The following is a 13,133-nucleotide window of genomic DNA, read 5'->3' on the forward strand; positions in this document are numbered from 1 at the left end:
CAAAGTTAAACAGGTTCCAGATGCCCGCTGTCTCGCGGTCATTGGTGAAAATCAACGGGCACTTTTGCTGTTTTGCATCCGTCAGCGCCCATTCGATTAATTCGTTTTTGATTTTCATGCCCAACTTATCCGCCCATAAATATCGGATATGGGCTTGTTTGTTTTTGCCGATGCGCATTTGACAAAAGCCGAATACAGTATTCATTTCATCTAGCCATAAATACCACAGATCACCATCATTGCCGGTGACGGCGACACCCAGTTCGTTATGTATTTTGCTGTCAATGGCAATCTTGCCAATCAGGCAGTACAGCTTTGGGTCTGTTTTCCGCTCGCCTTGCACATATTTTTTTATCATAACCACCTCACAAGTTTTTATATTTTTCCAGCGCCGCCTTGCGCCGCTGCATATCCAGCCGGGTTAAGCCAAAGCCCATATACTTACAGGCATAGTCATTTTTTAAGATGCAGATGCACATACGTTTGTAACTGGGTACCGATTTAAAATCATTAATCGGCATGTCGTCAGGGTACTCGCTGAATTTCACGAATTCCATTTCCCCGGTATATTTTTGCTGGCGCCTGGGTTCTCCAAGGTATTCGGCCGGCGCATCGATCGCGCGCAATTCGTCGGCTGTTTCCTTGGGCAATGCGCCGCCTTTTTCCGTCCAATAGTTAATGCTGGAATTAAACTTTTCCAGGTATTTGTTGCGCGTGTCTTCTGGCAATGTTGCCAGTAAAAAGTCGAGATACGATTTCCAGGTATGGCCTTTGGGCAAGCTGATATTTTTAAAGGCCATCGCTTTGGATGCGCCGTAAATAGCGGTGAAATTAGCGCCATTTACGCGACCCAGCACGCGGCCCCAGGTGTGCGGCTCGATAATGCGATACAGGTTTAAAGTTTCCTGAGCGGCGCCCAAAAACGGGCTGGCAACGCGCATGTCATGGGGTTTTAGCCCGGCGTAATACATCAGGTCGTACAGTTTGTTGTAATCAAAACCGAACTTGGCGTTAGCGGTCCAGATGTCTTCTACATCCCAGTCATACAGCGGGTACGCCGCACAGTTGTTTTTACCGGTAGCCGTGGTCCAGATATGACCTTTCCAGCTTTTGGTTTTATGGACGATAGCGGTAAACCGGTTAAGGCTTTCTTGGGTGCGGATACCGACCAGCGCCACGGTTGATCCGCCGCCTTGCTGTTGTTGATACCAATGGATGAATTTCTCCTGCAGGTTGTAATCGATCATGCCCGGCTGGTAAAAGTCGAAGTTATGGTTATCGATGTTGATCACTGAGGGGTGATTCGGCATCGGCCTAACCCAGATGTTTTTTTCGTCAGGGTTCCAAGGTATCCAGGCCGATTGGTGCATGGAGGTCGTGCAGGGTACGGACATGGGCATACACAGCCAGTACGGGGTGATTAAATCGGCATTGCCGGTCATCACACGGGTGACATATTGGGTGGTCATGTCGTATTGAGCTTCGTAGTCCATGTGCATGACGCCGATCTTGCGGGTAATGCCCTGCTCACGCATGTAGTGCAGGGTGAGTTCGAGCAATACGCCGGAGTCTTTGCCCCCGCTGAATGCGACATAGATGTTTTCGAACTCGGCAAAAATGTAGGCTAAGCGCTTTTGCAAGGCTTGGTAGACATTGATGTTGATGTGGAGTTTGTCGGCCATTATGCGTTTGTCCGGTTAATGTTGGTGCGCACGGCGCACCCTACATGACTTATTGAAAAAGCTCACCCAATCCTCCCTGCATATCATCGATATGTGCTTCTTCTCTTTTCCAAGAAACGATATTGCCGGTCATATGCCGGTAAAGTGTCACTTCTTCAAGATGATGCTGTTCGGCTTCTTGCGGTGAGACGATGATTAATTCACCGTTGAATTCCACTAGCAGACAACGTTCTATGTTTTCCAGCAAAGCTTTCTCGCTGGCTTTAAAAAAGGTTTGAAATCGGTAATCATGACCGGTTTCGCCTTTTTTGACGGCGTTTTTCATAAAAGGTGCGTAAGTGAATTCTTGATTGCTGATATTGATTGTATTCATGTCCCATACGCCTGCACTGCGCTCGTAGCGTTTGGCTGCCACATGTGATGTCTCGTTGGCGATGTCGAATACCCACCATCGACTGATCGACGAGTTCTTATCACCACATTGATACATGGCATCAAGCTGTTATGCTTTGTTGAAAATGCGCGTCCCGGGGTTATTTGGGTGATGACGAGGCGGGAGTGACTCGATAACTCATCATCATTAAGACATAGGTTTTGATTGATATAGTCGTCGACGTCAGAATCCGCGCATTGGTTTTTTCCGTATTCGCCCAGGATATTTGCAGGCCATTCAACATATAGCGTCAAATCGCCGTTGACGATTTTTTCTATATTAGCGTTTGATAATTTAAAGGGTTTCATTTTTATGCCCTGGCGTAATGATTTAGATGTTTGGAAATAACATGTCATACAACGACATATCCTCGGTTATTTGAGGATGAAGATCCGTAGATAGCTGCCCTCTAAAATCATAACCAAGATTGCTACGGCTTACGGTTCCTATAATCCAGTGCTCGCCGGCTTTGACATAAAGCCTTGGTAATCCTGTGCGTTTTTCTCGGCGCATTACATCCCAGTAGACATGGCTTAGCTTGATGTTCTTTAGGCTTTCAATATCGTTTGTTCCGATATTGAAATCATTGTTTTTTTCCATGACCGTATCTCTCTGCTATTGATAATATTGCCGGTTGATAAGGTGCGCACGGCGCACCCTACATAACTACTACACCCATCCAGGTAGACCTATACCGGTCAATGAATTTTCACCCATTTCAACTTCTCGAATAATCCTGTCAGTGACCTCTTCAGGCGACATTTCAAGTTCTGAGGAATAGAGCCAGCGTAACCTGGATATTTCGCAGGCATAACTTCTGTTTTTTACTTTGTCGTAAACAATATGCACAACTCCACCTGCGCTGCCTTCATCCCCGGTAAATGACCATTGCAACGATTTGCCGTCAATAATGACAGGGATCATCGTGCATTCATCATTATCTATGGCACATAATTGATTCGCTATATTTCCAAACACAGCAAAAACCTGCTTTAGTGTCCCGTTATAGCAAACCAAACGGTCAGATTTTTCACAAACAAGATCATCTTCATCATGATATTTATCATGTAGATAATTAGCGATAAGTTGTTTTTCCTGTTCGGTGTATTCTCCGTTTATTGCGCGGCGCATGGTTGCTAATGCGCTCCATTCGTCAGCATGGTCCGCAATACATTTCTTTAGTCGGGCGAAGAAGCTATCTTGATGAACAGAGATGGAATAGCGAGTTGTAACGCTTGTAAATTCGCCATCGACGAATATTTGCCAGGTATCGGCTTCCTCGGCATTAAACGTTGGATAATTAAATGATTTGCTATCAGTGTAGGCTGATTCGAAGATTACATCATCTTGGTAGTTGATTAGTTTTAATAGAATGTTCATGGCGGATATCCTCTTTAACGGTGTAAATGGTTAATGCCTCCCATCCTGGTGGCCGCTTTGCTGTCCTGTTATGCAAAATTTTAGGCAATTATTGCCTAATCGTCAAATTTATTTTTACAACTGCATCACGAATTCGCGCAGTTTGTTCTTGCTGCTGGCCTTTACCTGGTCAACTTCTTTCTTGAAATCACTAACCGCATTGCTTTTACTCCATAGCGCGGCGCTGATGCGGTCATCAATGCCGGCATCGGTACGGATGTCGATATAAACAACTTTATGATCTTGCCCGATCCGGTGATTGCGGTCTTCGGCCTGGATGCGGTCGGCATATTTAAAACCATTGTTATAAAAAATCACGTAATGCGCTTCGTTCCAAGTCTGTCCAACGCCGCCGCAACTGGGTGTTGAAATCATAAACCGGGCATGGGTGCGGAACTTTTCCACCTCAATAGAACGATCGTTCTGTTTGATGCCGCCATAAAACAGCGCCACGCTATCGGCCCCGTATTGCTCCGACAAATGCGCGGCTATTTGTTCGATGTCGTAATGGTATTTTGCCCAGATGATGACTTTTTTATCATTCGGAATGCTGCTGATCGTGTCTAACAGCATTTCTACGCGCTGATGCGGGATTTCGATCAGCGATTTATGCACTTTTTCGTTAATGTCGATATAGCGCCGGCGCCAAAATCCGCAGCTGATTTGTTGCAGGGCGGTGAACAGTCTGAAAATAGTGTAAGAGGTAAATTCTTCGATGTCCGCGGTCAATATTTCTTCTTTGGCTTGTTCATACAGCCGGCGCTGTTCGCTGGTCATGTCCACGTAGCGGGTTTCGTAGAGTTTATCCGGTAAGTCCAGGCATTCGTCTTTAGTGACCTGGTAGACGTAGGGCTTGATCTTGGCGGCGATCCATTCGCTGTTGTGGCTGCGCACGATCAGGCCTTTGTATTTTTCCGAGTATTCGAGGTGGTTACGGGCAAAGGAGTAATACGACCGGTAGCCGAGTATTTTCGGCGACAGGAAGCGCATTTGCGCATACAGGTCGACAATGCCCTGGCTGATCGGCGTACCGGTCAATATCAGCCGGTACCGGGCTCGCTCGGACATGACGGTAATGCGCTGGGTGCGCATGGATTTGTGGCCTTTGATGAGCTGCGACTCATCGACGATGACCAGGGTTTCGTCGTCGATCAGGCGGTTGACGGTCAGCGCGACGCGGTTGCTGGCGCTCATCGATTCGACGCCGACCACGTACCACCAACAAGCCGGGAGGTTGCGGCTGTTGGTTTTGTCGTTAAATACGCAGACATCGGCGGCGGTGGCTGTGGTGTGTTTGAATATTTCGTGCTGCACAGTGGGTTTTAACGATACCGGACAGAACCAGACCACTTTGCTGATTTTGTGCTGGCGCAAGCGCACCAGCTCGATGGCAGTGCGGCTTTTGCCTGTGCCCATTTCCATGAATAAGGCGCCGACTCGCGTGGGTAGGAGTTTGGTGACGGCGTCGACCTGCTGGGGGAGTAGCGGGGTGCGGGTGGCGATGGGGTGGCGGGCGATTGCCGTGGTTTGCATAAAATTAATTAGGCGTCTTGATTGAACTCAGCTCGTAATGCAGCGGCGATACGATCCATTTGCGCCTGCGCCCAGGGTTCAACTTGTTCAGCGACTTGAGCAAAAGTAGCCCCCTCGAAATTCTTCGATATCAGCAGTTCTGATTCCCCATTTCGGTCAAGGAATCCATCATACATGCTAATGTCGCATATCGCTGAGCACATGCCGTTTTTCTGGTGATTACTTGGCCAGTAGCGGGTTGATACCGCTACGATGTCACCATCATAGTCTTTCTTGCCTTGGCAATCATCGGCCCATGTTATATCGAGTTTCATAATGCTCTCATGAATTATTTATCTAAAAGTCATGTAGGCCGGAATAAGACGGTTCAAGCGATAGCGATAACCGGCGTTTCCGGCGAACGGTTTACAAACGCTGCCGGAAACGCTACCACGCGCTACGCTTGGGTAGCCTTATTCCGGCCTACGGATCTGGCTTCAAGTAATCTTCGCCAAGGTTATCTTTAATTCTGATAACCAGCTTTGGATGGCATAGCAATCTTTCATATTCGCCATATTGCCATGCAAGCAATTCTTCAGCTTTAATTCTCGCTTTGATAAGGTCTATGTGGTTCTCATAATCAACGAGTTCTGAAAAATCAAAAACAACCAGATTTCCAGATAACTGAACACCATCTTCATTGTATTCATTGCAATTCTTAACATTGAATCCTAACCCGTCTCCCAACACAGACCATTTTTCTACGTCGTTTAAATTTTTTTCTGTGCTCATAAATATTCTCAGTCATGCAGGTGCATCGCACCCGTTCAAAGATCGTAAACGGTACGCGGCGCGCACCTTGCATTTAATCTATGCACTTTTTTCATGTCTTTTGTCAGCCAAATAAACGCCACGTCATCTGACGGCTTTGTTCTTTCCATTCCATAGCTACGCAGATATTGCTGATCTAAAATGCCGCCATCACTGACCGATAGATAGTGTCCGCCCACTTCATAGTTGATTAATAAATCCAGATCGTTTGGAAACTCTTCCCCTTTTACAAAACTACCGAAATCTGAGTTACTCGAAAATATCGAGTAACTGAAAAATGATGGGCACAAAAAAACCGCATGGTCTATCGTGTGTGGGTTCCGCTGTTAAAAGAGTTGTGAGGCTCCTGGTAAAAACATAGCGTCGATTCAACGGCGTTGTCAATCACGTAAATCATCATCAACATCCACATACTCAGGCATAGCGAGCCTTACCGGCTTACCATCATCGCCGCTCTTGGTCTGCTCGGGCAAATCAACCTTAGCAATTAATGACTCTCGCTTAACCCGCTGCGCCTCATCCATCGCCGTTTTCGCGGCGGTGGTGATAGAAAAATTATTCACTTCGGCGAAATCCTGCACCTGCTCGAACTGCTCGACGGCTACCGATAAGTGCGGCTTCACATAGCGCGCGGTGGGGATGCGTTTGGCGGCCCGGTAATAATCTTCGTCTTTGCTCCAACGGATGCACAGGCGGCCGGTTTCTTTGCCGCGGGTATATAACGCAATCCAGCGGGTTTGTTCGGATTGGAAGCGGCCGTTGATCATGGCGTCGCGGATGTCGACGTTGTATTGCCTGACGATGAAATGATTGCCGAGCAGGCTATGGCCGATTTCCGCCGCGCGGTCTTCTGAGTTGCCGTTGATGCCGACAAGAGTGCGTTGCCAATGGTCGTCGGCCCAGGTAAAGCCGTGCTTTTTGATCAGCAGGCGGAACGATTCGATTTTTTCCGGGAAACGGACCGAGACGCCGCTTGGCGTGATGCTGATTTCAGCGACGGTTTCGGTGATCGGTTTTTGCGGCCTGACCGTGGCTTCGGCTTTGGCGTCGTCGATGATGGCTTGCTGATCGGCTTCTATGGGTTGTTCCGGCGGATGGGCGACAAATAAGTCGCGCAGGATAAAGCCGATTTTGCTTTCGCGCTGGTCGATCCACCAGGACGCGCGGGTTTGTTGTTTTAGCAGTTCGACGGCATAGCTGGTATTGGCATCATCTATGGCAATGGCTTCCTGACGCCAACCGGATGTGCCCCAGTAAGCGTCGATATGCAGCCGAGGCATGTCGCCGGATAGCGCTTTGGTAATGGTGTCGAGTTTTTCGGCGCGGAGTTTTTCCGCCCAGGCGATTTGTTTGTCGCTGCCGGTCAGGGCAGGAAGGCCGATTGCGGCGTTTTGGTCGGCTGCTTTGACGGCGGCTTGGTCGCGTTGGTTTTGTTTACAATCTTCGCAAATAAAACCTTGGACTTGCGCCCACTCGGCTTTTCTGTCGGCTTCTTTGCGGTTGTGGCCGATTAGGGTGATCCGGTTGCTGCAACCGTCTGTTGCGCAATAGATATGTGATTTTGCCATGAGGAACCTCTTAACGATGTTAATGGTAGTGCCGCCCGTCCTTGGTGGCTGGTTTGTTTTTATGGGGTATTGTAGGCGATATTCGCCTAATTGCAAGTTATTTATTGACGGTTTATAAGGTGCGCACGGCGCACCCTACATAGATTTTTTTTTGATCATGGTTTAAGCATGTCGTAAATATCCGGACTAACACACATTGTTCTCGGTCCCAGTGTGTCCATTTTAAAAACCTTTATGTCATTGCTTAAGTTTAATAGGCCTGGCACTTCATTTATTACCGTTGTGCCAAGCGGCAAGTTATTGCGGGTATTGCACTTTGGACAATGTGAAATGACTGATCGCCCATGTTTAACCGGCACTGATGGAAAAACATGATCGCAATGGTTGTTTTCGCATTTTTTTGGGTTTGTGTTCATAAATCTTCCTGACTAAAACGGTTAATCTGTTTAACGGCAAAAAGAGCGCGCTGCATAACGCTTTTTACCGCTGGCTGAATAGGTAAAACAAGCGCCTTTTGCGCTGGTTTGGTAGATGTTTTTGATGGGTTTTACCTGGCAATCTTTTCTTTCCCATTTATCCTTGGCATCCGATTCGGTGTAGGTTTGCCATTGCATGTTGCTCGGCGCATCCAATCCATTGCAGGCTAAGGGCTTGATATGGTCTATTTTATAACCGGGGCAGGGGCCTGATGTATTGCCGTTAGCCGGGCAGGGATGCGAGGCTTTAAAGTGGTTTTTTGCTGATTCGCTTCTTTTCTGTTTGGCATCGGATATTGATGGGCTTAGCGTGGAAACAATGATTAAGGCGGCTATCAGGTTGTTTTTTAGTTTCATGTTATTGCTCTTATGTTGGGTTTTACTGATAAGGTATTAGTGTTCCCGTTCTTGTTTCCACGGCCCTGAGTATTTCGGTTGTGCAATATACGCGGCCGTGCCTTGAAGCCTGTCCACTGCTTCTTTTTGTCCGACGGTCGCGCACATTGCCAGACCGGCCATGCTAACGAGTTTCATTAGGGCGTTGCCTGCGTCCTGAGTAGTCTGTAATTGGCAGGCGTTCATGTAGTTTTTTATTGTTTCGGCAGCCAGTTTTTCAGCTTCTTGTGGTGTGATCATTGTCTTTCCTTAAATGAGATTAGTAATGTGGCCCCGGCAACAACGGCGGCATTTGCCCCGTTGCATAGGATTGTTCGACTTGCGGCAGCATGAATTGACCGACGGTACCGCCGTTCGGCAATACGATATGCGCGAGAAATTCTTCTTCAAATTCGGTGATACCGGCTTCAACGGCCTCCAGTTTGGCTTTTATGACCAATGACAGCGCACGCCAGCGCTGTCTGACGGCTTGCTCATAGGCTTGTTCCGCTGCGCCGGCTGAGCGAGGTTTTCCGGTTGGCGTTTGGGTGATTTCTGAGCCGCTTTTGTCGGGCATCGCCAGTTTGAAGTGGATGCGACGGCCGTTCATGTCGAAGGCGATCTGGGCATAGGTTTGGTTCCATCCGTACATGAACGAGCTTGCGCCATAGCGTGATAAGGTGCGCTCTATCTCTGCGCGGCTTTTCTCGCTGCTGACGGTGGTATTTTCGGCGTAGGCCATTAGTTAAAACTCCCGCAGGATTCTTCAGGTGTTGCTTTTACAGTGACACAAGCACGGACATGGGCCGGCATTTCAGGCACGTCAATATTATTATCGCTGGCGCAAAAGTGACATGCTCCAGCCCATTCCTCAGCTTGACGACATTGTTCATCTGACCAATTAATAACGTCATCAATGGTTACGTTGTGACCATCGACTAAACAGAGCGTTGTAAAAGTGGCAATATCGTCACGATACCACCCTGTGGCAGTAGACATTAAAGCTATGCCTTTATCAGCCTTGGCGTTTTTCCGGGCTTGCCAGTGATCAGCAGGGAGCGACTTGATGCGCTCGAATTCTTTGCTCTCTTCCTCGTCGGCCTGAATGTTTAAGTGCTCGGCCAATCCCAGTAGCGAGACGCCGACTTGGCCTATTTCCTGGGCGACGTTGCCGGGCATTTTGGCGTAGACGTGTTCGATGATGTCGATCATGGCTTGCTTATCCAGGCCGACGGCTTGAGCCAGTTCGATAGCTTCTTCGGCAAAGCGGCGGATGCGCTCGCCGGTGTTGTCGGCGGTGGATTTGCCGAACGTTTTATTGGCCCATTCCAGAATCTGGCGTTGGCGGGTATTGCGAGTTTCAGTCATTGTTCTCTCCTCAGTGTTTATTGTGTGTTGTGGTGCGCGGTGCGCACCCTACTTGGCTATAGTGAGTGCCAGTGATCGCACTTATTGCAAACATAACCACCATTGCATACTGTCTGGCTCATGTAGGCGCCACACTTGTCGCAGCGCATATTAAATTTTCTTTTATCATTTTTTTTCATAACTCTTCTCATCAATATCTGTTGTTGCGGTGCGCGGGGCGCTCCCTACATGGCTATACCTCATTGCCCCACACGTCCCAGCCAGGCCGGTGGCGACGGGCAAATAGCTCGATTCTCGGACCCTCTCCTTGCACCTCTATGATGTCCTGAAAATGCTCCGGCTTCTGGCTGTGTTTCATAGGGCGCTTTACTTCCCACCACGTTGTATCAATTCGTTTCTTCCCGTTCGGCATGCGTCCCTTCCGACCCAGCAACAAAAACTCAGTAGTGGGGCAATAAAGGCCACCTTGACCTGTTCCCTTTGGCCTCTTGCACCACGTCAGGGTCTGGCAGTATTTGAATCCCCAAGCCTTTAGCACATCGAATGCCGCCGGGAGATACTTTTGCGTGGTCCATAGGTACAGATCGCAATCTGCTGCAGCAATCTCTCCGACTGGCAGTGCCGCGATTTCTCCAACCGTCATTGTCTGGTATGGCATGGCGCTATCATGTGGCTCGTAGAATGATCCACGCGGCGCAACGCTGGCTTTTCCCCACTTGCTATACTTCCACGGAGGGTCGGCAACGATGGTGCTGTATCCGCCATGAGGTATAACAATACGGTCAAACGTACATTCGTTAACCATCATTCCCCCTCTATATCATCGTTTAAAAATCCAACACCGCACCACCCGCGATTCAAGCCGGGACCTGATCGCTTCGTTGCGTAAATATTGCCGTTTCCTGCTGGTCGGCAGGTAGCGGCGCAGTTCTTTGCTGTCCATCAGTTCCAATTTCAATTCGGCGCAACGCTGGCGGAAATGCTCCAGGTTGACGGCGATTTCGGTTTCCGGTTTGCTGGAATGGTTCATGACGTTTTCGGCAATCGCCGGCGCTCCTTCTTCAGACCACAAGGCTTTGCTGTTCATGTAGTCGAAATTGGCCCAGAACTGCTGCACGACCGGATGCTCTTCGTTTAACGATTCCTGGCGGGTTTCGGCCATGACGATCAGCGCGCGCTGGATCTCGGTGATGGCGGCGGCTGAAATCGGCAGTACGATGGTCAGGCAGTCGGCGAAGGCCATGATTTTGGCGTGGTTCTCGACGATACGTTGCAGTTTGATCTTGGGATTGGCTTGCAGCGTGGCCCGGTGTTTGTTGAATTGTTCGGTGAATAGCTTTAATACCGCTTCCGAGCGCTGGACGCTGTGCAACAGGAAACCGGACACGTCCATGACCGGCAGCATGTTGAGGCGGTCTGAGGCGTGCTTGCCCTCGATCGAGTGGTGCGAGCGGTCGAATTGCCAACGCATGATGCGGCTCATGATGGCTTCTGAGGCAACGACAGGCACGTTCTGCACGATCATCAGACCGGCTTTAAAGGTCGGCTTTTTGGTGCTGTTGTCCTGCGATTTTACGCCGGTGACGCGGCCGAACTCGCCGTCGAACAGGTCTTTTTGTTCGTCCCAGTTGAACTGTTTGGCGTGGCGGTCTTCGGCGATTTTCTCGTTGTCGGTTTCGTTGAACACGACCGGCAGGTTGGATACTTCGGCCATCTTACGGGTGCGTCCTGCCAGTGTTGAGGTGTTGGGGTTGAATGATTCGCCCTCGCGGCCCAGCAGTTTCCACAAGAAATCGACCATATCCGATTTACCGGAACCGGCTTCGCCGTCGAGTTCAAAGAACGGGTATGAGCGGTAGTGCTGACGCACTTGTTCGACAAACAGGCAGCCGAACCACCACGACAGCGCGACCATGCCGCCGGTACCGAACGCCGTTTGATAGTCAGGCAGCCAGTCGGCGACCATTTTGGTGTTGAGGCGTTGCTTGATGTCCACGGTTGTTTTGATCCCTGATTTTTTGAGCTGGAAAAACGATTCTTTGTTGAGGTTCAGCAGTTTGCCGTTTTCGACAGCGTAATCGAGATAAACGTAAGCGCTGGTGTTGCTGTCGTAGCCGACGTAATCCAGGGTTTTGACGATCTTTGGGATGTGGCCCATCCAATCCCGATACATATAATCCAGATCTTTAGTGCTGCCGGTGAACAGGGCCGACGGGGTGAGGTGCATGACGGACTTTTTAAAGTCGCCGGCACCGCCAAAGGTTTTTCCTCCGAACGGCAGCTGCACTTCGGCGGCTTTGTTACTGAAATTGAATCTAAAAAAATACTGGCCGTCTTCGCCGTTGTCGGGCTTTTGGAAATACAGAAAGTCCATTTTGAAGGTGGCGATTTCTTTGATTTTGCTGGCGTGGTTGAAGGCTATTTTTTCAGCTTTTAACGGGTCGGTTTCGTGCTCTTTGGTGACGGCTTTTTCATACTCGGTCGGGTCGATGCTGAAGGAGTAGGTGCTGTTAGCGAAGGTGAACACGAAAAACAGCTTTTTTTGGTTATGCTCCCAAATGGTCCTCGCTTTTTCGTAATAGTTTTGCGCCAGTTCGACACGGCCCAGGAACCGATAATGGCGCATGTCCTGTTCGGTCAGTTTTCCGGCTTTGTACAGGTCGTTCCAGTCTTGCTTTTCTTCGGTTTCGCTGGAGATTGCCGCGTGGACGGCTTCTTTCAGTTCGCGCAGCTTTTCGGCGTGTTTTTTCAGGCAGCGGCGGCCGGTGGCGTCGTTGTCGATCGCAATCACCCACTTGATCTTTTTGCCCAGGTGCGGCTTGATCGACTCGCTTGGGAAGGTGCCGGATGACATGATCGCTACGGCTTTAACGCCGCTCAGATTCAGGGCGATGGCGTCCAGGATGCCTTCGCACCAGTAGATTTCGTCCTGGTCGTTGATGGTCAAGCCGGGCGGCTTCCACCAAAGACCACGGAAGCTGCCTTTGAAGTTTTTATTGCGGGTTTCCTTGCCGCCGTCTTCATCGGTGATGGTGACGTCATCAATCAGGCGCTCCCACATGACGGTTTTTTCGTCATCCAGATAAAAGCGTACCGAGGCAGTGCCTTTATCGCCGCCCGGGTGCCAGTATTTGCCTTGTTCGTACCAGCCTTTGATCTTGTCGGGGTTAAAGCCGCGAATCAGCGACAGGTAGGCGTCGGCGGTTTGGCTTGGGCTTTCTTGGGTGGCCGGGTATTTTTTGTTTAGGTTTTCGAACAGTTCGGGGAACAGCTCTTTGCTGGTCGCCTGCCAGGTGCAGTTGTTGGTGCGGTTGCATTGCACCATGCCGGGCTTGGACGCCCAGGTCCAGAGTGTTTTTTTGCTGCACGCCGGGCAAACGCCTTCGCGCAGGTGTTCGCCAACGTGTTTGAATTTGAATTCGCGGATCAGGTTGTCTACGATTTGTGGGGTTAGGTCGAATTTCATCGT

Annotated in this window: 16 protein-coding genes; all 16 read right to left on the reverse strand. The window is 49.5% G+C overall.

The genetic code is table 11. The features are described from left to right. Positions 1 to 358: hypothetical protein (locus V3O24_RS04365; protein ID WP_331306345.1), on the reverse strand; the 358-nt coding region annotated here is incomplete at its 3' end. 7 nt (positions 359 to 365) lie between these two features. Further along, positions 366 to 1,682: a DUF3440 domain-containing protein gene (locus V3O24_RS04370; RefSeq protein WP_331306346.1), complete on the reverse strand. Its 1,317-nt coding sequence runs from the start codon at positions 1,680 to 1,682 to the stop codon at positions 366 to 368. Between the two features lie 49 nt (positions 1,683 to 1,731). Further along, positions 1,732 to 2,055, reverse strand: a complete 324-nt coding sequence (locus V3O24_RS04375) for a hypothetical protein (protein ID WP_331306347.1) — start codon at positions 2,053 to 2,055, stop codon at positions 1,732 to 1,734. Between the two features lie 390 nt (positions 2,056 to 2,445). After that, the gene (locus V3O24_RS04380) at positions 2,446 to 2,715 is read right to left on the reverse strand and encodes a hypothetical protein (protein WP_331306348.1); all 270 of its coding nucleotides are present in this window, start codon (positions 2,713 to 2,715) and stop codon (positions 2,446 to 2,448) included. Positions 2,716 to 2,784: 69 nt separating this feature from the next. Beyond that, complete coding sequence (locus V3O24_RS04385) at positions 2,785 to 3,495, reverse strand: hypothetical protein (RefSeq protein ID WP_331306349.1); 711 nt, start codon at positions 3,493 to 3,495, stop codon at positions 2,785 to 2,787. Between the two features lie 114 nt (positions 3,496 to 3,609). Then, a complete protein-coding gene (locus tag V3O24_RS04390; protein WP_331306350.1) occupies positions 3,610 to 5,067 on the reverse strand; it encodes a DEAD/DEAH box helicase in 1,458 nt (485 codons plus the stop codon). A gap of 8 nt (positions 5,068 to 5,075) precedes the next feature. Next, the gene (locus V3O24_RS04395) at positions 5,076 to 5,381 is read right to left on the reverse strand and encodes a hypothetical protein (RefSeq protein ID WP_331306351.1); all 306 of its coding nucleotides are present in this window, start codon (positions 5,379 to 5,381) and stop codon (positions 5,076 to 5,078) included. A 148-nt stretch (positions 5,382 to 5,529) separates the two neighbouring features. Then, the gene (locus V3O24_RS04400; RefSeq protein ID WP_331306352.1) at positions 5,530 to 5,838 is read right to left on the reverse strand and encodes a hypothetical protein; all 309 of its coding nucleotides are present in this window, start codon (positions 5,836 to 5,838) and stop codon (positions 5,530 to 5,532) included. Between the two features lie 35 nt (positions 5,839 to 5,873). Next, positions 5,874 to 6,167 carry a hypothetical protein gene (locus V3O24_RS04405; RefSeq protein WP_331306353.1) on the reverse strand — a complete coding sequence of 98 codons (294 nt, stop codon included), beginning with the start codon at positions 6,165 to 6,167 and terminating at the stop codon, positions 5,874 to 5,876. Between the two features lie 90 nt (positions 6,168 to 6,257). Continuing rightward, positions 6,258 to 7,445, reverse strand: a complete 1,188-nt coding sequence (locus V3O24_RS04410; protein WP_331306354.1) for a hypothetical protein — start codon at positions 7,443 to 7,445, stop codon at positions 6,258 to 6,260. A 446-nt stretch (positions 7,446 to 7,891) separates the two neighbouring features. Next, positions 7,892 to 8,278 (reverse strand): hypothetical protein, encoded by a 387-nt coding sequence (locus tag V3O24_RS04415; protein WP_331306355.1) that lies wholly within the window; start codon positions 8,276 to 8,278, stop codon positions 7,892 to 7,894. 36 nt (positions 8,279 to 8,314) lie between these two features. Continuing rightward, positions 8,315 to 8,557: a hypothetical protein gene (locus V3O24_RS04420; protein ID WP_331306356.1), complete on the reverse strand. Its 243-nt coding sequence runs from the start codon at positions 8,555 to 8,557 to the stop codon at positions 8,315 to 8,317. Between the two features lie 19 nt (positions 8,558 to 8,576). Next, the gene (locus V3O24_RS04425) at positions 8,577 to 9,038 is read right to left on the reverse strand and encodes a hypothetical protein (protein ID WP_331306357.1); all 462 of its coding nucleotides are present in this window, start codon (positions 9,036 to 9,038) and stop codon (positions 8,577 to 8,579) included. Next, positions 9,038 to 9,664 carry a hypothetical protein gene (locus tag V3O24_RS04430; RefSeq protein WP_331306358.1) on the reverse strand — a complete coding sequence of 209 codons (627 nt, stop codon included), beginning with the start codon at positions 9,662 to 9,664 and terminating at the stop codon, positions 9,038 to 9,040. The genes V3O24_RS04425 and V3O24_RS04430 overlap by 1 nt, the downstream gene beginning before the upstream one ends. A 232-nt stretch (positions 9,665 to 9,896) precedes the next feature. After that, complete coding sequence (locus V3O24_RS04435; protein WP_331306359.1) at positions 9,897 to 10,472, reverse strand: MT-A70 family methyltransferase; 576 nt, start codon at positions 10,470 to 10,472, stop codon at positions 9,897 to 9,899. Between the two features lie 12 nt (positions 10,473 to 10,484). Next, positions 10,485 to 13,130: a toprim domain-containing protein gene (locus tag V3O24_RS04440; RefSeq protein ID WP_331306360.1), complete on the reverse strand. Its 2,646-nt coding sequence runs from the start codon at positions 13,128 to 13,130 to the stop codon at positions 10,485 to 10,487. Between the last annotated feature and the right edge of the window lie 3 nt (positions 13,131 to 13,133).

Source organism: Methylobacter sp. Wu8 (assembly GCF_036440755.1).
Classification (GTDB): Bacteria; Pseudomonadota; Gammaproteobacteria; order Methylococcales; family Methylomonadaceae; genus Methylobacter_A; species Methylobacter_A tundripaludum_A.